General features: G+C 57.6%; 18 protein-coding genes and 1 pseudogene. 14 read left to right on the top strand and 5 right to left on the bottom strand.

Annotated features, from left to right (window positions below; translation table 11 throughout):
- Positions 1 to 43 precede the first annotated feature (43 nt).
- The 7 genes and pseudogenes from miaB to AGA_RS07135 all read left to right on the top strand — a co-directional run bounded on the left by miaB (position 44) and on the right by AGA_RS07135 (position 10,040).
- Positions 44 to 1,429 carry a tRNA (N6-isopentenyl adenosine(37)-C2)-methylthiotransferase MiaB gene (gene miaB, locus AGA_RS07165; RefSeq protein WP_059024732.1) on the top strand — a complete coding sequence of 462 codons (1,386 nt, stop codon included), beginning with the start codon at positions 44 to 46 and terminating at the stop codon, positions 1,427 to 1,429.
- On the top strand, positions 1,426 to 2,520 hold the full coding sequence (locus tag AGA_RS07160) for a PhoH family protein (protein ID WP_083503577.1): 1,095 nt from the start codon (positions 1,426 to 1,428) through the stop codon (positions 2,518 to 2,520). The genes miaB and AGA_RS07160 overlap by 4 nt, the downstream gene beginning before the upstream one ends.
- A complete protein-coding gene (ybeY, locus tag AGA_RS07155; protein ID WP_059023645.1) occupies positions 2,504 to 3,046 on the top strand; it encodes an rRNA maturation RNase YbeY in 543 nt (180 codons plus the stop codon). The genes AGA_RS07160 and ybeY overlap by 17 nt, the downstream gene beginning before the upstream one ends.
- Positions 3,043 to 3,989: pseudogene (locus AGA_RS07150) on the top strand (hemolysin family protein). Before ybeY ends, AGA_RS07150 begins: the two are co-directional and overlap by 4 nt.
- 70 nt (positions 3,990 to 4,059) lie before the next feature.
- Complete coding sequence (locus AGA_RS07145) at positions 4,060 to 4,680, top strand: thioredoxin domain-containing protein (protein ID WP_059023644.1); 621 nt, start codon at positions 4,060 to 4,062, stop codon at positions 4,678 to 4,680.
- A 48-nt stretch (positions 4,681 to 4,728) separates the two neighbouring features.
- A complete protein-coding gene (locus tag AGA_RS07140; protein ID WP_059023643.1) occupies positions 4,729 to 9,276 on the top strand; it encodes a chromosome segregation protein SMC in 4,548 nt (1,515 codons plus the stop codon).
- A 137-nt stretch (positions 9,277 to 9,413) separates the two neighbouring features.
- Complete coding sequence (locus AGA_RS07135; RefSeq protein ID WP_231945734.1) at positions 9,414 to 10,040, top strand: hypothetical protein; 627 nt, start codon at positions 9,414 to 9,416, stop codon at positions 10,038 to 10,040.
- Positions 10,041 to 10,157: 117 nt separating this feature from the next.
- Here AGA_RS07135 and AGA_RS07130 read toward each other — a convergent pair whose 3' ends face one another.
- Positions 10,158 to 11,675, bottom strand: coding sequence for a succinate CoA transferase (locus tag AGA_RS07130; protein WP_059023641.1), 1,518 nt, complete (start codon positions 11,673 to 11,675; stop codon positions 10,158 to 10,160).
- Positions 11,676 to 11,982: 307 nt separating this feature from the next.
- Here AGA_RS07130 and AGA_RS07120 point away from each other — a divergent pair, with 307 nt between their 5' ends.
- The 4 genes from AGA_RS07120 (at position 11,983) to gltA (ending at position 15,137) form a co-directional block, all read left to right on the top strand.
- Complete coding sequence (locus AGA_RS07120) at positions 11,983 to 12,726, top strand: metallophosphoesterase (protein ID WP_059024728.1); 744 nt, start codon at positions 11,983 to 11,985, stop codon at positions 12,724 to 12,726.
- Between the two features lie 69 nt (positions 12,727 to 12,795).
- Positions 12,796 to 13,116 (top strand): chorismate mutase, encoded by a 321-nt coding sequence (locus tag AGA_RS07115; protein ID WP_059023639.1) that lies wholly within the window; start codon positions 12,796 to 12,798, stop codon positions 13,114 to 13,116.
- 14 nt (positions 13,117 to 13,130) lie between these two features.
- The gene (locus AGA_RS07110; protein WP_059023638.1) at positions 13,131 to 13,676 is read left to right on the top strand and encodes a SixA phosphatase family protein; all 546 of its coding nucleotides are present in this window, start codon (positions 13,131 to 13,133) and stop codon (positions 13,674 to 13,676) included.
- Between the two features lie 150 nt (positions 13,677 to 13,826).
- Complete coding sequence (gltA, locus tag AGA_RS07105; protein WP_059023637.1) at positions 13,827 to 15,137, top strand: citrate synthase; 1,311 nt, start codon at positions 13,827 to 13,829, stop codon at positions 15,135 to 15,137.
- 175 nt (positions 15,138 to 15,312) lie between these two features.
- Here the strand turns inward: gltA and AGA_RS07100 are convergent, their stop codons facing one another.
- Complete coding sequence (locus tag AGA_RS07100; RefSeq protein ID WP_059024727.1) at positions 15,313 to 15,552, bottom strand: hypothetical protein; 240 nt, start codon at positions 15,550 to 15,552, stop codon at positions 15,313 to 15,315.
- A 270-nt stretch (positions 15,553 to 15,822) separates the two neighbouring features.
- On the opposite strand from AGA_RS07100, the gene AGA_RS07095 reads away from it, so the two are divergent.
- A complete protein-coding gene (locus AGA_RS07095; RefSeq protein ID WP_059023636.1) occupies positions 15,823 to 16,575 on the top strand; it encodes an orotate phosphoribosyltransferase in 753 nt (250 codons plus the stop codon).
- Positions 16,576 to 16,579: 4 nt separating this feature from the next.
- Complete coding sequence (locus tag AGA_RS07090; RefSeq protein WP_059023635.1) at positions 16,580 to 17,437, top strand: glutamate racemase; 858 nt, start codon at positions 16,580 to 16,582, stop codon at positions 17,435 to 17,437.
- A 55-nt stretch (positions 17,438 to 17,492) separates the two neighbouring features.
- Here AGA_RS07090 and AGA_RS07085 read toward each other — a convergent pair whose 3' ends face one another.
- The gene (locus tag AGA_RS07085) at positions 17,493 to 18,563 is read right to left on the bottom strand and encodes a polyprenyl synthetase family protein (RefSeq protein ID WP_059023634.1); all 1,071 of its coding nucleotides are present in this window, start codon (positions 18,561 to 18,563) and stop codon (positions 17,493 to 17,495) included.
- Between the two features lie 98 nt (positions 18,564 to 18,661).
- Here AGA_RS07085 and AGA_RS07080 point away from each other — a divergent pair, with 98 nt between their 5' ends.
- Positions 18,662 to 19,420 (top strand): tRNA1(Val) (adenine(37)-N6)-methyltransferase, encoded by a 759-nt coding sequence (locus AGA_RS07080; RefSeq protein WP_231945733.1) that lies wholly within the window; start codon positions 18,662 to 18,664, stop codon positions 19,418 to 19,420.
- A 28-nt stretch (positions 19,421 to 19,448) separates the two neighbouring features.
- On the opposite strand, the gene AGA_RS07075 is transcribed toward AGA_RS07080, so the two are convergent.
- Both AGA_RS07075 and AGA_RS07070 read right to left on the bottom strand, forming a co-directional pair.
- Complete coding sequence (locus tag AGA_RS07075) at positions 19,449 to 20,465, bottom strand: ribonucleotide-diphosphate reductase subunit beta (RefSeq protein ID WP_059023633.1); 1,017 nt, start codon at positions 20,463 to 20,465, stop codon at positions 19,449 to 19,451.
- Between the two features lie 77 nt (positions 20,466 to 20,542).
- Positions 20,543 to 22,486: a ribonucleoside-diphosphate reductase subunit alpha gene (locus AGA_RS07070; protein ID WP_059023632.1), complete on the bottom strand. Its 1,944-nt coding sequence runs from the start codon at positions 22,484 to 22,486 to the stop codon at positions 20,543 to 20,545.
- Positions 22,487 to 22,633 lie beyond the last annotated feature (147 nt).

Raw genomic sequence — 22,633 nt, 5'->3', positions numbered from 1 at the left:
GCCGCATGGAATGGGCCTGCGGTAGAGCGGAGTGGCTGCCATTATGACCCGACCCCCCAACCCGACTGCACCGTCCCGCGCCCTGCATGTGATTACATGGGGCTGCCAGATGAATGTGTATGACAGTGCACGCATGGGGGATGTGCTGCGCCCACTTGGCTACCAGCCGGTAGACACACCAGACACGGCGGACATGATTATCCTGAACACCTGCCACATTCGTGACCGGGCGGCGGAAAAGGTTTTTTCCGAGCTGGGACGGCTGCGGCTGATTAAGGAAGCCCGCAAGGCTGAGGGGCAGCAGACCATTATTGCCGTGGCAGGTTGTGTTGCCCAAGCAGAAGGGCAGGAAATTCTGACCCGCGCACCGTATGTGGATATTGTACTGGGGCCACAGACCTACCACCGCCTGCCAGAAATGGTGGCCCGCGCAGCCCGTGCGGGCAACTCCATTATCGAAACCGATTTTCCCGCCGAGCAGAAGTTTGACTTCCTACCCGAGGCCGAAGCCCCGCAAACTCCGGGCAACTACACGGCGTTCCTGACCATTCAGGAAGGGTGCGACAAGTTCTGCTCCTTCTGCGTTGTGCCTTACACACGCGGGGCGGAAAGCAGCCGGTCCGTGCAGTCCGTTATGGCTGAAGCCCAGCGCATGGCCAAAAGCGGCGTGCAGGAAATCAGCCTGCTGGGGCAGAACGTTAACGCCTACCACGGGGAAGGACCGGATGGAGAAGTCTGGGATCTGACGCGCCTAGCCTATGCGTTGGCCGAAATTCCCGGCCTGTCACGCATTCGCTACACCACATCCCACCCGCGGGACATGAACGATGCGCTCATTGCCGCCCACCGGGACCTGCCACAGCTTATGCCGTTCCTCCACCTGCCCGTACAATCCGGCTCCGACCGTATTCTGCGCGCCATGAACCGTGGCCATACGGCAGATGAATACCGCGAGCTTGTGCAGCGCCTCCGTGCGGCAAGGCCTGATCTGGCCCTTTCATCCGACTTTATTGTCGGTCACCCCGGTGAGACGGATGAAGATTTTGAAGCCACCATGCAGCTTGTGCGCGATGTTGGGTTTGCACTGGCCTACTCCTTCAAATACTCCCAACGCCCCGGCACGCCTGCCGCAGGTGCCCCCCTGCAGGTCCCCGAGGACGTAAAGGATGCCCGCCTGCAAGCCCTGCAAAAGCTCCTGCGTGAGCAGCAGGATGCATTCAATGCCTCCATGGTGGGCAAGACCGTGCCCGTCCTGTTTACTTCCAAAGGGCGCAAGCCCGGGCAGATTGCAGGACGTTCACCCTGGCTTCAGCCGGTCCATGTGATCGGGCCTGACCATCTGATCGGTCAGGAACTGCCAGTCCGCATAACAGAACGCCTGACAAATTCGCTGGGCGGCATTCTGGAAGAGGAGAGAGTTTACGCTTGAATACCACGCGCACGTCCCCCCCTCCTTCCGTCGCGGTTACGGGTCTGCCCCGCCCCGTAACACTGCAATTTGAAAACAATGCGCTCCTTGCCCGTCTGGTCGGAGACCATGACCGGCACCTGCGCTGCCTGGAAGAAGGGCTGGAAGTGGACGTTGCGCGACGCGGCAACCGCATTTCCATCCGTGGTCTGCCCGAAACCATGTCCCTTGCCCGCACGACCCTCAGCCTGCTGTACCAGAAGCTGGCTGCAGGTGAGACCATTGACATCAGCGCAGTAGAGGCGGCCATACGCATGTCCAGAGTACATGAAAGCAGACCCTCCCTCCCCCTGTCTGTTGCTCAGGCGCCCCCTGTTGCAAATCAGGACCCTGCATTCCCCATCATCCGGCTGCGTCAGGGCAACATAGAGCCACGCTCCCCCGGTCAGGCTGCCTACATGCAGGCACTGGCCAGTAAGGAGCTGGTCTTTGGCATTGGCCCGGCGGGAACTGGCAAAACATACCTTGCGGTGGCGCAGGCCGTCTCTCTCCTGCTTGCCGGGGCCATTGACCGGATCATTCTCTCCCGTCCTGCGGTGGAAGCGGGGGAGCGCCTTGGCTTCCTGCCCGGAGACATGAAGGACAAGATCGACCCCTACCTGCGGCCACTGTATGACGCCCTGCATGACATGCTGCCCGGCGACCAAGTCATGCGCCGTATGAGCACGGGTGAAATTGAAGTTGCGCCACTGGCCTTTATGCGCGGGCGCACCCTCTCCCACGCATTTGTGATTCTGGACGAAGCCCAGAACACGACCATTGCGCAGATGAAAATGTTCCTGACCCGGCTTGGGCCGGGTTCCCGCATGGTTGTAACGGGCGATCTGACCCAGATCGACCTGCCGCCCGACACCCCCTCCGGGTTGCAGGACGCGGTCAATACGCTTGAAAACGTGAAGGGAATTACCATTTCCCGTTTTGAGGCAGCAGATGTTGTGCGACACAAGCTGGTCGCGCGCATTATTGAAGCTTATGATGCAAAAACGACGGCTGATAGAAAAGGGCATTCCCGCCACAAGGGTCGTCAGGAGAACAATGGAACCGCGAAGTAGTCTTGGCCCCGTCTTGACGCAAGAGGTGGCCGGCCCTCTGGATACGGACCCGTATCCAGAAGGTTTATACGATGAGCCCGAGCAGGACGGCCCCGAAGTGCTGGTCCGTGATGCCCGCTGGCGCTCCTACGCACCCGCACCTGAAAAAACCGTGCGACGTGCCCTTGCCGCCTGCGCCCAGTACGGCGTGGAGCCCGGCAGTGTTGTGCTGGCAACCGACCGGGACGTGCGACGGCTTAATGGCAGGCACCGGGGCAAGCATAAACCGACCAATGTCCTGACCTTTGAACCCCCACCCGGTTTTGGTGGCGGAGATATTATTCTGGCGCTGGAAACCGTTGTGCGTGAAGCCCGCAAGGCTGGCCGCCCGGTTAGCCATCATCTGGCGCATCTGGTTGTACATGGCAGCCTGCATCTGGCTGGGTATGACCACCACCACCCCGGCGAGGCACGGGAGATGGAAATGCTGGAATCGCGCCTGCTGTCACGCATGAAGGTGCCCAACCCGTGGAAAACCCGGTCATGAGCGAACACGATACGTCCTCCGAGCGGGCAGAAACCTCCGGGCGTGGCCTGTTTCCTTTTTTCAGCGCAAAAAACCTGCCGGGGGGCTGCGCAACTCCATTGCGGCTTTGGTGCAGCAAGCTGCCGAAGCTGGAGATGAAACCGCCCCAGATGGCGAAAAACCCGAACTTGACCGACAGGAACGGGCACTCATCGCCAACATCCTGCGGCTGCGTAACATCTCCGCTGATGATGTGATGGTACCTCGGGCCGATATTGTCGCCATGCCGGTCTCCATCAGTCTGGATGAAGCCTTGGCCATGATGCGGAGAGAAAACCACTCCCGTATGCCCGTGTACCGCGATCAGCTTGACGATATTGTGGGCATGATCCACGTCAAGGATCTGATCGCCTATGTTGGCACCAGTGAGGCGTTCAATCTGGAGCCTCTCCTCCGCCAGCCTCTATTTATTGCCCCGCAAATTCCTGTTCTGGACCTGTTGTTGCAGATGCGCCAGCGCCACATGCACCTTGCTCTGGTCATTGACGAATATGGCGGGATTGACGGTCTGGTCACCATTGAAGACCTGATTGAAACCATTGTGGGCGATATTTCAGATGAGCATGACGAGCCCGAAGCGGTCCTGATTACGCCGCGCCCTGATGGCTCGTTTGATGTGGATGCCCGCTGCCCGGTGGAAGAATTTGAGGACAAAATAGGCCCGATTCTGACCGAAAGCGAAAAAGAAGCCGAAATAGAAACCATTGGCGGCCTCGTCTTCCGCATGGCCGGGCACGTACCCACACGCGGGGAAGTGCTCACGCATGAAAATGGTTATCTGTTCCGTGTGCTGGATGCCGATGCACGCCACATCCGCCGGGTACGGGTCCGTCGGCTGGTGAGCGAGGGGGAAAACACCTCCAACCCAGCAGTTCAGGCAGGGCAGCCGTCAACAACAGGTTGACGGCTGCTCTTTCTGCCGCCATCCCTGTTTCCCAGAATTATGACCCATTGATCGGGAAGGCTTGGTTCTCATGTCCTTTACACGTCGTTCTTTCCTTGTCGCCACAGGCGCAGCGCTCACGGCCGGTTCCTTCCACGGCGCGGCTTTTGCCGCAGGTGCGCCGGACACCCGCTTTACCCCTCGCGTTCTGGGCAACCCGGACGCCAAGGTGGTTGTGGAAGAATGGTTCTCCCTGACCTGCATCCACTGCGCGCATTTTGCTGAGCAGACCTTCCCGCAGGTTAGAAAGAACCTGATTGATACGGGCAAGATCCGTTATGTTTTCCATGACTTCCCAACAGACCAGCTCGCAACGCTGGCTGCCATGGTTGCCCGGACCCTGCCCGAAGAACGGTACGAGCCCTTCTGCTCGGCTGTGCTGTCCAGCCTGGACAGGTGGGCTTACAATAACGAAGCCGACCACAAGGCCGAGCTGCAAAAAATGGCCGCCTTTGCCGGGATGCCCGCCGAAACATTTGAAAAAGCGGTCACGGACCAGAATCTGCTCCAGTTCATTATGTCCGAACAGAGTCAGGCGCAGGACAAATACAACATTGAATCCACGCCGACATTCCGCTTCAACAACAAGGAGCAGGTGTCCAGCGCCCTGTCCTACGATGACTTTGTCAAATATCTGACAAAGGCCAGCTGACTGTTTTTTTAACAGTCAGCCCTCCCGACCAGAAAAACACAGATCTGTATGACGGTTCGTTTTGTCCGCCTCCGCATTGTGGGGTTCAAAAGCTTTGCCGACCCCATAACCGTGGAGCTCCTGCCCGGCCTGACCGGCGTTGTTGGCCCTAACGGCTGTGGCAAATCCAACGTGGTGGAAGCACTGCGCTGGGTAATGGGCGAATCCTCCGCACGCTCCCTGCGTGGGGGGGAAATGGACGATCTGATTTTTGCTGGCACAACGGGGCGTCCTGCCCGCTCGCTGGCGGAAGTCACCGTAACGCTTGAGGGCACAAAGGGCTTTGGCCCCGCTGCTTTTGCCGATCTGGATGAACTCCAGATTACCCGCAGAGCCGAGCGTGGCTCCGGGAGCGATTACCGCATTAACGGCCGCCCTGTGCGCGCGCGCGATGTGCAGACCCTGTTTGCCGATCTGGCATCCGGGGCACGCTCCTCCGCCATGGTCAGTCAGGGCCGCGTGGCCATGCTGGTCGGGGCCAGACCGGAAGAACGTCGCAGTATTCTGGAAGAAGCGGCTGGCATTACCGGCCTGCACGCCCGCCGGCACGAAGCCGAGATCAAGCTCCGCGCAACCGAAGGAAACCTGACCAGAGCAGAAGACCGTCGCCTGCAACTGACCGAACGTCTAGACGGTCTGACGGAACAATCCCGCGAAGCGAGCCGCTACCGTGAAATTTCGGCCGCACTGCGCGAGGCGGAAACCGAATTGCTGGCTGTTTTGCACGCGCGGGCCAGACTGGCGGTGGAACGTGCAGCAGATGCCGCAGTACAGGCGCGGCGAAACCTGACCGAGCATGAAGACGCAGCCGAGACCGCCGTTCTGGCTGAATTTGAAGCCACCAAAGCCCTCCCCGCCCTGCGTGAAAAAGCGGATGCGGCACGCACAACGCTGGAACGGTGCCGTGTTCTGGCCGAAGGCGTTGCCAAAGAAGAAGAGCGGGCGGCTGCTCAGGCTCAGGCCGCCGCCGAACTACTGCAACAGCATGAAGCTGATGCCCAGGCCGCCGCGACCCGTCTGCAAGATGCGCAAGCAGCCCTAACTCGTCTGGAAGCCGACAAGGCCGAAGTTCTGGCGGCACAGACCTCGCTCCCCACCCGCACCGCCGAGGTAGAACAGCGGTTACAGCACCTCTCCGCCCAGCTGGCCGATACAGAGCAAAACCTCGCCAGCCTGACGGCAGAACTGAACGCTGCCGAAGCAGGCAAAACACGGGCGGAAGACGGGGTTGCCACCGCACGTGCGCGGCATGAGCGGGTTGCGCAGGCTCTCGCCACCATTCAGGCCGAACTGGCTGAACTGGAAGCCCAGATACCATCAGAACAAGCCTTGGCCGATGCGCAGAACGCGGCTGAGCAGGCGGCCCTTGCCCAGCAGGCCGCCAAAGCCGCGCAGGAAGAAGCCGAACGCCTTTGCGCGCAGTGCAACCTCGACCTCTCCATTGCCAAAAATAATGCTCAGGCAGCCGAAAGCGCACAAAATGAGCAGAAAAAGGCACTGGAACAGGCACGCCAGCGCCAGACAGTTTTACAGACCGAGCTACTAGCAGCGGAAAAACGCCATAGCGAAGCACTGGCCGCACTGGTCAGCCCGGATGTTCTCACCAGCCTGCAAACCAGCAGAGATCAGGCAACTACGGCGTTTGAACAGGCTACGCAAACGCAGGAAAAAGCCGAGGCTGAACGCCGCACGGCCAGCACGGCTTTTACAGAAGCCAGCCGCACTGCGCAGGAGGCCGAGGCGCACCAGCGCAGCACTGCCGAGGCCCTACGCACGGCCCGCTCCACACAGCAGCGGGCGCAGCAGGAAGCGCAAACACTCACGCGTGAGTTGGACAAGGTCCGGGGTGAGGCCATTGCCGACACTGTGCTGGATGACGCACGGCAGGCCCGCACCCAACATGAAAACACATTAGCCCAGACCGGCAAGGAACTGGAGCAGGCCGAACAGACACTAACGGAACACAAGGCCCGCTACGCGGAAGCCCGTGACCAGCAGACAACGCTTCAGACCGAACTGACCCGCCTGCAAGCACAAGCCGAGGGGCTGGATCAGGCTCTGGGGCAGGACAGCGCCGTAGCCGAAAACCCTGTTTCGGCCCAGATCAGCGTTCCTGAAGAATACGAAAACGCACTGGCTGCGGCCTTGGCGGAAGGGCTGGATGCGCCAGTTGCCGGCGATGCTCCACAGGGCTGGCGGAACCTTCCCCCCGAATCCCTTCCTGCCCTCCCGGATGAGGTCCCTCCGCTAAAAAATTATATTACGGCTCCACCAGAGCTAGACCGTATTCTCATGTCCACCGGGCTGTTGCCTGCAAAAGCAGATGGACACGCGCTCCAGCAAAATCTGGCACCGGGGCAATGCCTTGTCTCCCTCGCAGGGGACATCTGGCGATGGGATGGATTTTACACCCGGGCGGGCGGTGCCAGCACAGCGGCCCGCCGGCTGGCCCAACGTCGTATTCTGCGTGAAACACAAATTCGGATTGCAGCACTACAGGCCGAGTGCCCTGCCGCACAGTCCAACGTAGCCACCTGCGCTACAGCCGTGCAGAACAATGAAAATCTGCTCAAGGAGCTTCGGAGCAAGCGGCACACGCAGGAACAGGCACTGCAAAAAGCCCGTGCGCATGAGACGGAAACCGAACGTCGCCACGCCTCCTACCGTGCCCGGCTGGACGCCATACTCCCCCAGCACGAGCGCGCTCAGGCGGCTCTGGCAGAAGCTGACGTTACGCTTGCAAGCGCCCAGAGTACTTACGATAATCTGCCAGCGCTACAGGATATTCAATCCGCACTGGCTGCCACGAGGGAGCGGAACACCGCAGCGCAGGCGGCTGAGCAACAGGCCCATACCGCGTTCAAACAGGCACAAGCAGCCTTGCAAGTTGCGCGGGACAAACTGGCACAAGCCGAGCAACAACACGCATCCGCCACCACGCGGTTGGAAACACTAACGCCTGAACTGGAGCGCCTGCGCCACAATCTGGCAACAGAAAATACCACCGTGACAGAACTGGAAGCCCAGCTCACCTCGGCGGACGCGGTGCAACAGGCACAGACCAAGCTACAGGAAGCCCAGACCAGACTGAACGCGGCAAAAAGCGCCTTGCAGGCCGCAACACTGGCGACACGCAGCGCGGATGAGCAAACGGCGGCCACAACACAAGCTTACCGCTCCCTGCGGGAACAGGCGCTTACCCTCCGCAGCCGTCTGGCAGGTCTGACACCACGGCAGGCTGAACTGAGCACGGAATGTGCTGATGCCGAACAGCAACTGCAAGTCGCGCAAACAGCCCTAGAGACCGCCCTTGCCGCTTTGCCGGCAGATGCACAGGTCAGGCTGAAGCAGTTGAGCACCCAGCGGGCAGACCTGCTGACCGAACTGGATACGGCGCGTGAACTACGCGCCACCCTTCAGGCCGAAGGCGGCACGCTAACGGACCGCCTTAGCGCCCTGAATAACGCCCATACCGAATGGGCAACGCGTGAAGCACAGGCCCAAGCAGACAACACCAGCGCCCTCCAGCGGCTGGAAAGTGCGCGCGCCAACCATGGCCGTGTGGCCGAACTTCCTACTGCGGTACAACAACAGAAGGCCAGCACACTGGCCGCGCTGGAAGACGCAGAAGACCATTTTACCCAGACCGACCGCCTGCGGGCAGAAGCAGAAGCCGCACTAACCCGCGCCAACGACCTGCGCCGCAAAACCGAAGGGGAACTGGCCACGGCCAGAGAAAACCTGCTGAAGGCGGAAGGGAAAAGCGAGCAGGCGCAAGCTATTCTGGATCAGCTTTTGGTCGAAACCCCCGTCCCGCCACGACCGCCTGTTTCCGACCTGACGGAAGGTGCCGAGACGTCTCTGCGCCGCAAGATCGGCCGTCTGACACGCGAGCGCGACGATATGGGGCCAGTCAACCTGCGCGCGGAACTGGAAGCCCAAGAAGCCTCCACTCAAGCGGAAACACTTGGCACGGAAATTGCCGATCTGGAGGAAGCCATTAATCGGCTGCGTGGCTCCATCGGTTCGCTCAACAAGGAAGGCCGGGAACGGCTGATGGCCGTGTTCACGCAGGTTGACCAGCATTTTCAATCCCTTTTCACCCGTATGTTCGGCGGTGGCCGCGCCCATCTGGGCCTTGTGGGGAGCGATGACCCGCTGGAAGCCGGGTTGGAAATTTATGCTCAACCACCGGGTAAAAAGCTGGCGACACTCTCGCTCCTGTCGGGAGGTGAACAAGCTTTAACCGCACTTTCCTTGATCTTTGCAGTATTCCGCTGTAATCCTGCTCCGATATGCGTATTGGATGAAGTAGACGCACCACTGGATGATGCCAATGTTGGGCGGTTTAGCGCACTACTTGGCGATATGGTTGCGGAAGCCGGTACGCGTTTTCTGGTTGTGACACACCACCAGCTCACCATGGCCCATATGGACCAGCTTTTTGGTGTAACCATGCAGGAGCGCGGAGTAAGCCGCGTTCTTTCTGTTGATCTGGCTAAAGCGGCCTCCATGGTCGGCCAGAAGGACAAGGAACCCACTGATGTCACATCCTGAACAGGGAGCTGACATGTCTGTCTGCTGCACTGCCACGACGTCGCACAGGTGTTTGAAAAAAAATTGCCGTTGCGGCAGCACTCTGCGTAGCGTCCGTTGCCATACTGGCCATTCATCACACCAAGACCAGTGGCATTATGGCGCGCATTCACCACGGGCTTATTGTGTGCGCCAGCAATAGCGGCACGCAGAATGTTGCGCAGGCCGCTACCATTTCCTCCATCGGCCGCCCCAGCATGGTGCGCCTTGGCCTGACAAACAGTGCCGATGGTCAGGTTGCCGTGGAACCGGGCAGCAGCACATTGGCCACGGTGCTGGATACGGCCCGCCACTCCAACACCTTCCTTATGCTTGACCTGCATGAGGCTGACCCCAAGGAAGTGGCTTTTCAGGTCAGCAAGGCCCATATGCGGGACCGGGTTATTTTTGTGCCAGCAGACTACAAAAGCACGACTGCGGCGTTACAAGCCGACTCCAAGGTTATGGTCGCCATTCCCGTTAATTCTGAACGGGATGCCTATAATGCCCACCGCATGGCGGGGCGCCATCCTTACGCAGCCTATCTTTCGCCCACCGCATCGCCCAGCCTGTTCTCTCTGGTACACCGTGATGCAGAGGCCATTATTACCGAAACACCTTCCTCCAAAATATCCACGGCGGATTTTCTCGCAAACCGACCGATTGATATTATGATTACGCATCAGCCTTACCAGCTTACCACGTCATTAGCGCTTCCCACGTCTGACGTGACGCACTCCGAATAAGCTGACTTCCGACTGAGTGCGCGCAACCTAAGCGTGCTGGTTTTCTTTCGCCCATAAAAAAGGCCCCTGCCCTTAAATTACAGAGCAGAGGCCCATAACACCACGCCAGACTACCGCTTATGCGGGCAGCATGGACCCTGTTTCAATAAACCGTTGATGCCATGACAAAGCTTCGGTCAGCAGATGGGGAGTATGTTTGCCGAACGAGTCCTTGCGTGCACGGTCAAAGTAGTCCTGCAACATTGGACGATAATCAGGATGGGCACATTTTTCGATAATGACCTGAGCCCGCTTGACGGGCGAAAGCCCACGCAGGTCAGCCAGGCCCTGCTCGGTCACAAAAATCTGGGTATCCTGCATAATATGGTCCACATGCGCCGCCATAGGCACAATGGCCGAAATTTTTCCGCCTTTAGCAGTAGACGGTGACAGGAAGATGGACAGGTAGGCATTCCGGGCAAAGTCACCCGAACCACCAATTCCGTTCATCATTTTTGAACCCATAACGCGGGTTGAATTCACGTTGCCGTAAATATCCGCCTCGATCATGCCATTCATGGCAATGCAGCCCAACTGGCGGATAACGCCAGTACTGTTGCTGATATCCTGCTGGCGCAGAATGATCTTGGAGCGGAAGAAGTCCATCCGGTTGTTAATCTCTTCCGCCGCCTCCGGGCTGAGAGAAAACGATGTTGCGGAGGCTATGCGCATACGGCCGGAATCCAGCATGGCCAACATGCCATCCTGAATAACCTCGCTAAAACCAACCAGATTTTCAAACGGCCCTTCGTTCAACCCATCCAGAACTGCGTTGGCAACGTTACCAACCCCGGACTGTAATGGCAGCAGGGAGGGCGGCAGGCGGTTCTGTTTGACTTCATGCTCAAAGAAATCAAGCAGATAACCAGCAATCGCTTTGGCTGTACCATCCGGCGTGGCAAACGGTGCGTTCCGGTCGCTATCATTCGTCCGGACAATGGCCTGAATCTTGGCCGGGTCCACCTTCAGAAAGTTACGGCCAATACGCTGGTCTGCACGGGAAAGGGGAATAACATCACGCGGGGCATTGCCGTAGCTGTTGCCGTCCCACACGTCGTGAGTACCCTCCAGCCCCGGATGCTGCCACTCGTTCACCTCGATAATGACCTTTTCGGCCAGATCCAGAAATGCCTGCGAGTTACCAACCGAGGAAGTTGGGACAATCCCCCCTTCTTCCGTAATGGCCGTTGCTTCTACCACAGCAAAGTCGAACTTGCCGTAGTTGCCCTGATGGGCCCGCAACGCGACCTGCCCAAGGTGGTTATCAAAATAATCCGTCTTGCCGGAGTTAATGCGGTTGCGCATGGCCGCATCGGTATTGAACGGAGAACGGAAAAAAACGCCATCGACCCTGCCCAGCTCACCATCAAGCTGCGGGCCGGTGGAGGCTCCCGTAATAAGGCTGATCTGGTGTTTTTCCCCACGGTTGTGGGCGTCTTCCATCTGCTGGGCCAGTGCGATTGGCACAGCCTTGGGGTAGCCCGCACCTGTAAAACCACTGGTGCCGACCACGTCACCATTTCGGATCAGCTTTGCCGCGGCCTCAGCCGGACAAACCTTGCTGCGCAGCGCGACGTTCCGAATGCGCTCTGTCATGAGAGGCCTTCCTGTTTTTTCTTCTCAAACTGTTCCGAACTTACAAAAGGGGCCAAGCACCACGGAGTTCCCGCGCCAGATACCTGTATGGGTCAGTGCGCTACCATCCATAGTTCTGTCCTCTTCTGCATTTTTCAGGCTTGTTTCCGCCCCTGAAAGCTCCTGCACCCTATGCGCAAACAGAACATTCTGGCGCGTCACATACTTGTGCATCCGTATGCCCCCTTCAAAAAAAACTTGCCAGCACCGTTCCTGTTTTCGCTCGAAAAGCCTACATGAAGGTTAGAAAAGAACAGGTATGGATGGAATGTGCACGGATACCCGGCATGACGAAAACGTGAAGAACGCAATGCAGAAAGGACTCCGCATTGTGGGCGATGTGCATGGGGATCTGGAAGCATTCCGCCATGCGGTCGCCACTGACCGTTTTATCATTCAGCTTGGAGATCTGGTGGATTATGGGCCAGATAGCGCGGGCGTTCTGCGCCTGATGTTGCAGGTCCAGCGTGAGGGACGCGGCCTGTTCCTGATTGGCAACCACGACCGCAAACTGGGCCGGGCCCTTATGGGCAAGAAGCTCCGCTCCTCCCCCCATCTGGACGATACGCTGGCCCAGATTCTGGCTCCGGACAATGCGGATGTTCTACAAGATGTGCTGCCTGCGCTGGAACAGGCTCCGGCGTGGCTGGTCATGGGCCGTACGGTTTTTGTGCACGGTGCGTTTGACCCGCATATGCTCAACGAGCCGCCCCCACCTCCACTGGGCAGGGTGACTTATCTGTTGTCCCGCGCATTGTTTGGCGAAACAACCAGCAGGGTACAGCCTGATGGTTTTCCCGAACGCACACTCAACTGGGTCAATCACATTCCCAACGGCTATACCGTTTACTGCGGGCATGACCAGCGTTCGACCAATGGCTGCCCTTTGGCCATACCCGGCCGCGCGGGTGGGCGCGCCATCTTTGTAGACACAGGTGCAGGCAAGGGTGGCCATCTGGCGTGGGTAGACCTGCCTTTTCCACCTGTGGAAGAAAAATTTTTTGTCTGTTAACGTCTGAGCGTTAGGGGTTTATAACGATCCCACAATGTTCTTTCCCTGTAATCAGAGACTTAAAACACCGTGACAAACCAGCCGTGCCCCCCGGAAGCCCTGCAGGACCTCCGCCGCAGCATAGACAATATTGACGCAGCGCTTGTTGCCATGCTGGCGGAACGCTTCCGCTGCACCAAAGCTGTTGGCGCGCTTAAAGCCCGCCATCACCTTCCGCCTGCGGACCCAACGCGTGAGGCACAGCAAATTGCACGCCTGCGCAGCTTGGCCGAAGACGCGCATCTGGACCCAGATTTTGCCGAAAAATTTCTTAATTTCATTATCCATGAAGTCATTCGGCACCATGAAGCCATTGCCAGTAAGGCTACCCCCTTACCCCCCACACCATAACATCATGTGATCCCATGCCTATTGTCCCTACGCCCCGCCGCCTGATTCTCCTCCGTCATGCTGAAGCCACCTCCTCTGATCTGGGAAGCTTTTCTCCCGATTCAGATATGGCACGCCCCTTGACGCAAGATGGAGAACGGGCCGCCATGCGATGCGGAATATGGCTAAGAGAAAACCATCTGATCCCAGATACAGTTCTGTGCAGCCCGGCAGTCAGAACACAACAGACGCTTGCGGGCATTCAGGGTGTTCTATGCCCGCCGCCTCTGGAAAACGTGTTTTTGTGCCCCGAAATATACGAGGCCGAACCCGGTGCACTGGCCATGATGCTCTGGCAGATTTCAGACCAGGCCCGCACCGTGCTGCTTATTGGACATAACCCCGGAATTTCCGAGTTTGCACGCTGGCTGGATAGCAGAAACGCCCAGCTTGATCAGGGATTCGCACCCGGTTCACTGGCCGTCTTCAAGATGAGCGGGAGCGACCTTGTTCCAGACCAGACCTCTTGGGCAAACTGTAGCAGTACAAGCCTGATTTTGCACACATTCACGCGACCCTGAGAGAAAAAAACCCGGTTTTCCGCCGTTTTAGGCACGCGATAACGCGCGGTTTATCGGGATGAACCTTTTTGTTTGCTCTCGAATGGGAGACAACACTCAAACAGCAGGCCGCAGCCGCGACCGTGACCCCATTATGCAAAAGGAAACACCATGAGCGTGTCGCAGAACGAGGGTAAGCAGTCCACCGCTACCATTTCGATCGGTGGCAAAACCGCCGAAATGCCCCTACTTTCCGGCAAACTTGGGCCGGATGTCATTGATATCCGCAAGCTGCCGGCAGAGTTGGGCGTGTTTACATATGACCCCGGTTACGGCGAGACGGCCTCCTGCAGCAGCAAGATCACCTTCATTGATGGCGATAAAGGTGTTCTGCTCCACCGTGGGTACCCCATTGCGCAGCTGGCGGAAAATGCTTCTTACGAAGAGGTGATCTACCTCCTGCTCAATGGCGAACTGCCGAACAAAGCGCAGTACGACAAATTTTCGTCCACGTTGACCAACCACACTCTGCTCCATGAGCAGATCCGCAATTTTTTCAATGGCTTCCGGCGTGACGCACACCCAATGGCCATTCTATGCGGTACGGTTGGCGCGCTCTCTGCTTTTTACCCAGACGCCAGCGACATTGCCATTCCGGCAAACCGCGAACTGGCAGCTATGCGCCTGATTGCCAAAATCCCGACTATTGCGGCATGGGCCTACAAATACACGCAGGGTGACGCCTTTATTTATCCGCGTAACGACCTGAACTACGCGGAAAACTTCCTGTCCATGATGTTCGCGCGTATGTCCGAACCCTACAAGGTCAACCCAGTTCTGGCCCGCGCCATGAACCGGATCCTGATCCTTCATGCCGACCATGAACAGAACGCCTCAACCTCCACCGTGCGTCTGGCTGGCTCTACTGGCGCCAACCCCTTTGCCTGTATTGCCGCAGGTATTGCCGCCCTATGGGGCCCCGCCCATGGCGGCGCCAATGAAGCCGTGCTGAAAATGCTGGCGCATATCGGCAAAAAAGAAAACATTCCTGCCTTTATTGCGCAGGTCAAAGACAAAAACAGCGGCGTCAAGCTCATGGGCTTTGGCCACCGCGTTTACAAAAACTTCGACCCGCGCGCCAAAATTATGCAGCAGACCTGCCACGAAGTTCTGACCGAACTGGGCATCAAGGACGACCCTCTGCTTGATCTGGCTGTTGAGCTGGAAAACATTGCACTGAGCGATGACTACTTTGTGCAGCGCAAGCTCTACCCGAATGTGGACTTCTATTCCGGCATTATCCTCAAGGCCATGGGTATTCCCACCAGCATGTTCACCGTGCTGTTTGCCGTTGCCCGCACGACCGGCTGGGTCAGCCAGTGGAAAGAAATGATTGAGGAACCGGGGCAGCGCATCAGCCGCCCGCGCCAGCTTTATCAGGGTGCCACGGAACGCGACTTTGTTCCCCTAAGCAAACGCTAAAGCGACGAACCACTCAGGTTCATAAAAAGCTGGTTCGTGGCACCACGGACCAGCTTTTTTAATTCCGTAAAACCAAATCTGTGCCGAGCCGTTCTTGGTTATAAAAAAAGCGGATGCTCATACTCATGAGCGTCCGCTACTTTTATTTCAAGATAACCAGAAGGCGGCCTGCTGCTTAGGCGCAGTTGCACCCCGGCGTTGGGCCATCGGACTTACGTACCATGTGGTGGTCAATCCATTCGGAGACCAACATGCGCGCTTCACTCAAAGAAGATTCGGGGTGGTGAATACGGTACAGCGTTGTGCAGGCATTGAAGGCCGTAACGTCCTCCGTCCCCACTTCGCGTAGTTCCGTGTAAGCCGTGATGACGGCCCGCTCGCATTTCCGTGCGATCCGACTTGGTTCCATAGCCACGACATTCACCTTATAAATGATAACCAATCTCAACTGACGCAATTAAACGCCACATCCTGCGCCAGCGCAAGGTGTAAAATGCATTTTACTTTACACATAAAATCACAACTTGCTTATGATCTCTGTTTATCAACAGCTTATGCAAATCCGCCTTTTTCGCGCCCAAAGTAGCGTACAAATAGCATTTACAACCAGATGGGGCATGGATTTTCGGCCCGGCTAGCGGTATGCCAAACCGACTTTAACCACCATAACTTCAAGGAATCTGCCATGATGTCGCCCGCAGGCATTGCCTCTCCCACCGGAGAGACCAGCGAATGGGATCGTGATGCCGCCCTCACTACCGCACGCCTGCTGCTTGAAATCAAGGCAGTCAACTTTCGCCCAGAAGAACCCTATACGCTAACATCCGGCTGGAAGTCCCCTGTTTATATTGACTGCCGCCGGATCATCTTCTTCCCCCGCGCCCGCGCAAAAATTGTGGAACTGGGCGTGGAAAAAATTGGTCGCCATGTCGGCTACGAAAGCCTTGAAGCCATTGTGGGTGGCGAAACAGCGGGGATTCCATTTGCTGCATGGATGGCAGACCGCATGTTGCTGCCCATGGCTTACGTGCGCAAAAAACCCAAAGGCTTTGGCCGCAACGCCCAGATCGAAGGCGATGTGCCCGAAAACATGCGCACCTTGCTGGTGGAAGACCTGACCACCGACGGTGCATCCAAAGTGCAGTTCGCCAATGCCCTGCGCAATGCAGGTGCTATTGTGAACCACGCCTTTGTGGTCTTCTACTACGGCGTCTTCCCCGGTGCGCAGCAAACGCTGACAGACATGGACGTCACCCTGCACTCCCTGTGCACATGGTGGGATGTGCTGGAAGCCTGCTCCAGCCGCCCCTACTTCTCGGAAGAAGCAGCCTCTGAAGTCCGCCGCTTTCTGGAAGATCCATGTGGGTGGTCCGCACGCCGTGGCGGTGTTGGCAGTCTGGAAGAAGCTGCCGAATTCAAGGCACGCAAGGACAAATAACACCGTGCAGACGACTGGCCCCGCGCTTTCTGGTCCCTACCGTGTTCTGGCGTTTGACTCGGGTATTGGTGGGCTAGGTATTGTGCGGGCCATTCGGTCGCTCTCTCCACATATACACGTGGATTATCTGGCGGATACTGCCGTCTTCCCTTACGGCGAGCAGGATGATGCGCTCCTTATCGAGCGCATCATCACCCTTATTTCTCAAGCAATTACGCGCCTCCGCCCTCAGGCTGTCATTATAGCCTGCAATACGGCCAGCACTCTGGCGCTGGACGCCCTGCGCGCGGCCTGCCCCTCAACGCCATTTATCGGCTGTGTTCCCCCCATCCGCTGGGCGGCCCGGCAGACGCAAACTGGCGTTATTGGCCTGCTGGCGACACGTGCGACCATCCGCCGCCCCTATCTGACACGCCTACACGCGCTATATGCGCCAGAATGTACGCTCATCGCCCATGCTGCACCGCGTCTGGCAAGCTACGCTGAACAGGTTTTTCGAGGGCGCTCCGTACCGGACAATGCAATTCGTGAGGAAATTGAAGGTCTGTTTACCCACCCGGATTCAAACCGGCTGGACGCAATCGGCCTCGGGTGTACGCATTACACCTTTATGCTTGACCTTCTACGCAGGCTTGCGCCCCCCACCATTACGTGGCTGGACCCAGCGGGCGCCGTAGCCCGCCATAGCTGCACGGTCCTGCAAAGCCTCCCCCCCAATAAGGAGGACGGGCGCACGCCTGCACGCGCATGGTTTACAGCCTGTCCACAGGATGCAGATGCCCTGACCGAACATCTGCCCGCCTATGGTTTTGATGGCATTAATCTGTGGGAAGATCAGGCAACCCTGCCTTGCCCGGCCTAAACCGGGAAAGCAGACCGTCCTCGGCCAATTCTATTAGAACCAGCCCTTAGGCAGTCTAGCTAGCACGGCTGGCAGAGTAACTGGCTGTTTCCAAAAGCAGGGCTTTGAGGTCACTTTCGGGAAAATCCTGCAACGCTTTACGGGCCAGAGCTGCGTAGTCTTCCGCTTTAGCCAGCGTAATGCCAATGGCGTTGGTCTGGGCAATACGCGCAAGTGCTGCATCCAGATCTTCAGGCTGCTGCTCGCAGTCCTCAATCACACGCCGCCAGAAAATGCGGTCTTCCTCGCTACCGGCCTCATACGCCGCCAGAACCGGCAGAGTAACCTTGCCTTCCTTAAAGTCGTCCCCGACTTCCTTACCCAGAACGGCCTGATCAGCAGAGTAATCCAGCGCATCGTCCACAAGCTGGAAGGCCATACCCAGATTGGCGCCATAAACCCGCAGGGCTTCACGCTCTTTGGGAGTGACATCACCAATAACCGCACCGGATTCGCAGGCTGCTGCAAACAAGGCCGCAGTTTTGCCGTAAATGACCTGAAGATACTGCTCAACCGAGGTGGAAAGATCATTCTGCGTGGTCATCTGCATGACCTCGCCTTCCGCCAATGTTGCGGACGCAGCGGAGAGAATCGCCATGACATCCAGCGAGGCATCAGCCGTCAGAATCTGGAACGAGCGCGCAAACAGGAAGTCCCCGACCAGAACCGAGGCCTTGTTGCCGAAAATGGCATTTGCGCTCGCCAGCCCGCGGCGGAGCTGGCTGTCATCCACCACATCATCATGCAGCAGCGTTGCTGTATGAATGAACTCGACACAGGCGGCAATTTCAACATGCCGCATACGCCCGTCTTGATTGTTGTAGCCACACAGCCGTGCGGAAGCGAGCGTAAGCAACGGCCGCAGCCGTTTGCCACCCGCAGCCACAAGATGCGCAGCTAACTGCGGAATAAGCGCTACGGAACTCTGCATGCGGTCCACAATGACCTGATTACATGCCTGCATATCCGCAGCGAGATAATCAGCCAGCGCCTTAAGGCCAGCTTCCCCTGGTTTACTCACAGAAACTCCAGATCCATCCTGGCTCGCGGCGCTGCCTTTTTCCGACAGACTGACTGCAACACCCAAATGCTATTCCCCCAGCCACGGGATGAGTTGACGTTCTCTTATATGCGAGGCACCTGAAAAACGGTCAAGCACCAACAAATTCAAGCCAGCCAGATACAATGATGCAACAAGCGCCATCAAGCCACCTTCCCATCACGTCACACGGGACTCTTCTCCGTGGACGTATAGCCTATAGCCAGTTCCAGCAAGGCTACCGTACGGGGCTTGAGCCTATTCTCATGGCTGCGGCGGTCCCAGCCCGCCACAACCAGCATGTGCTGGAAGTTGGCTGCGGGGCCGGTGCAGGGCTGTTATGCCTGATGCACCGCGTAGCAGACCTGCATGGAACCGGAATTGAGAAAGACTCCGAAACAGCAGACCTTGCCCGCGCCAACCTACTTGCCAACAAACAAGAACAGGCCACTGTCCTCACGGCATCTTTTCCCGAAGGTGTGCCGCAGGACATGCGTTTTGACCATTGTATGACAAACCCGCCCTGGCACGCCCCAAGTAGCACCGCATCCCCCGAACCCCGCCGCGACTTGGCACGTCGTATGGGAATGCACACGCTACCGCTCTGGATTAAAGGGGCCGCTACCATCCTCCGCCACAAAGGCAGCCTGACGCTAGCACTTCCCACAGCCCTGACCGACCGGGCCATTGCCGAACTGGCCGCCCGAGGCTTTGGTGGCGTAACCCTTTACCCCTTCTGGCCCAAAGCGGACCGCGAGGCGCGCATTCTGCTCGTACAGGCAAGACTGGGGGTTAAAAGCCCAGCCCGTGTGTTATCCGGACTTGTGCTGCATGAAGCAGACGGAGCCTTTACACCTCAGGCGCGGGATGTGCTGGAAAACGGCACACCCCTGCCCGGCCTGTAAGCACCTCCTCTTTGCTTAAATCCTGCGGTTACGAGAAAACCGAGGTTTCAAACGCTTCTTCCCATGTGCCCTGCGTGGATGCACGGCTGTATTCGGTCGAGCGGTTTTCAAAGAAGTTGGCGTGTTCGACTGCATTCAGCATGTCATCCAGCCAAGGCAGTGGGTTGGCGGTCGTATTGTAAATCGGGTCCAGCCCAAGCTGGGTCAGACGGCGGTCTGCAATAAAGTGGATGTAGGTTTTAACCTGTGCTGCATCCAACCCTTCCACCGGCCCCATTTCAAACGCCAGATCAATAAAGGCCTCTTCATGCTCGACAATGGTCTTGCAGATGTCTGTCAGTTCCTGCCGCAGCTTTTCGGTCCAGATATGCGGGTTTTCCTGAATGAACACACGGAACAGACGGATAATGGAGAGGCAGTGCAGGGTTTCGTCCCGCACGGACCATGAGACAATCTGCCCCATGCCCTTGAGCTTGTTGAAGCGCGGGAAGTTCAGCAGAATAGCGAAGGACGCAAAAAGCTGAAGTCCCTCCGTAAAGGCGCCAAATGCGGCAAGAGTCTTGGCGATTTCATGCTTGCTGTCCACAGTGAAGGACTGCATGTAATCGTATTTATCCTTCATTTCCTTATATTTAAGGAACGCGGAATACTCTTCCTCGGGCATACCCAAGGTGTCCAGCAGGTAGCTGTAAGCCGCAATATGGATGGTCTCGATATTGGAAAAAGCCGAGAGCATCATCAGCACTTCAGTCGGTTTGAACACCCGGCTGTAATGCTTCATGTAGCAGTTGTTGACCTCAACATCCGACTGGGTGAAGAAGCGGAAAATCTGGGTCACAAGGTGCCGTTCGCTCTCGTTCAGCACCCGGTGCCAGTCTTTAACGTCATCAGCCAGAGGCACTTCCTCGGGGAGCCAGTGCACACGCTGCTGGGTCAGCCACGCATCATAAGCCCACGGGTACCGAAACGGCTTGTACACCGGGTTGGCTGTAAGCAGGTCAAAACGTTGTTCCTGCGGCTCCTGTCCGGCTTTGTGCTCGCTCATTGTGCCTCCATCGGGCGGCACCACCGAGGAAACCGCCGCACTACTTCTGGAAAATATCTCGGATGGTCAGGCTGCCGTTACTGGCAGGCCAGACACTCGTCATAATTGTTGCCGTTACCGCTGGCGGCATGGTCCGCTGCGGCCTGTTCGGCAACCCCGGCCCCCAGCACCTCGGACTTGCTGAGAACATTGCTCACCGTATCCGCACGCTGGATAGACAGGCTACGGCAATAATAAAGGGACTTGAGGCCCTTTTTCCATGCCTGAAAATGAATCTGGTGCAGGTCACGCTTATGCACGTCTGCCGTCAGGAACAGGTTGACCGACTGCGCCTGACAGATGAAGGGCTGCCGGTCTGCCGCATGTTCCACCACCCAACGCTGGTCCAGCTCGAACGCGGTTTTGAACACGTCCTTTTCCTGCTGGGTCAGGAAGTCCAGATGCTGAACACTCCCCTTACTGGTGGTAATGGAGGACCACACTTCTGGCGTATCCTGCCCTTTTTCGGCCAGCAGCTTCTGCAAATGCCGGTTACGCACCGTAAAGGAACCTGAGAGGGTTTTCTGCAAGAAGACGTTGGCCGCAATCGGCTCAATGCCTGGGCTGGCATTACCTGCAATAATGGAGATGGACGCGGTGGGCGCAATGGCCATCTTGTTGGAAAACCGTTCCTTAATGCCATATTCCTCGGCATCCGGGCACGCCCCGCGCAGATCAGCCAGCTTGCGGGAGGCGGCATCGGCCTGCTCGCGAATATGCTTGAAAATCTTGCGGTTCCAGACCTTGGCAATCACGCTTTCAAACGGAACATTCTTGGCTTGCAGGAAGGAGTGGAACCCCATGACGCCCAGCCCCACGGACCGCTCCCGCATAGCGGCATATTTGGCCCGCTCCATGTCTGCCGGAGCGCGATCAATGAAGTCCTGCAAAACATTGTCGAGGAAGAGCATGACATCCTCGATGAACTGAGGATTGTCCGACCACTCATCCCACGTTTCCAGATTGAGGGAGGACAGGCAGCAGACTGCCGTACGCGCCTTGCCGTGGTGGTCTATCCCTGTTGGGAGCGTAATTTCCGAACACAGGTTAGACGTTTTGACTTCCAACCCGGCCAGCTTGTGGTGCTCGGGGCGCGCATTGTTCACATGGTCGGAGTAAACAATGTAGGGCTCGCCCTGCTCCATGCGGGCGGTCAGGATACGAATCCACAAACTCCGTGCCGAAATCTTGCGGATAACCGAATTATCCTTGGGGGAGAGCAGCGCCCATTCATCATCCGCCTCTACCGCCCGCATAAACGCGTCGGACACCAGAATACCATGGTGGAGGTTTAGCGCCTTACGGTTGGGGTCTCCCCCCGTCGGACGGCGAATTTCTATGAATTCTTCAATTTCAGGGTGCCAGACTGGCAGATAAACAGCCGCAGACCCCCGGCGCAGAGACCCCTGAGAGATAGCAAGCGTCAGGCTATCCATCACCCGGATAAAGGGGATAACACCGGACGTTTTGCCATTACGGCCCACATTCTCACCAATGGAACGCAGGTTGCCCCAGTAGGAGCCAATGCCCCCACCCTTGCTGGCCAACCACACATTCTCGTTCCACAGGTCGACAATGCCCTGAAGGCTATCGCTTGCTTCATTCAAAAAGCAGGAAATAGGCAGACCGCGCGTTGTCCCGCCGTTGGACAGCACAGGCGTTGCAGGCATGAACCAGTGGCGGCTGATGTAGTCATAAATACGCTGCGCATGGTCCGCATCCGCTCCGTAATAGGACGCCACACGACCAAACAGGTCCTGATAGCTCTCATCCGGCAGCAGGTAGCGGTTATCCAGCGTCGCTTTGCCGAATGGGGTCAGCAGCGCATCGCGCGAACGATCGACACGAATCTGATGGTGCCCCGGAAGCTGCACCATATCCTGCATCTGCTCTGCACCGAACAGATCCGGTTCCTCAGCCGAGCCCGATGCTCCTGAATGGGAACGACGAACGTCATTCTCATGCACGTCGATCAGACTCATGGCTCTAACTCTCCGGTTTTTGCAAACGATGATGGGGTTATGTGCTGGCGCTGCCGCACACCACATATCGGGCCCACATCCAACTCCGTCCCCCATATCTAGATATGGGAGGGTTATCTAGAGAATTTTTTCCGCTCCGGGGCCAAT

This window comes from Acetobacter ghanensis, assembly GCF_001499675.1.
GTDB lineage: Bacteria > Pseudomonadota > Alphaproteobacteria > Acetobacterales > Acetobacteraceae > Acetobacter > Acetobacter ghanensis.
Note: the sequence above shows the minus strand (reverse complement) of the source record. Positions and strands in the feature narration are given on the sequence as shown.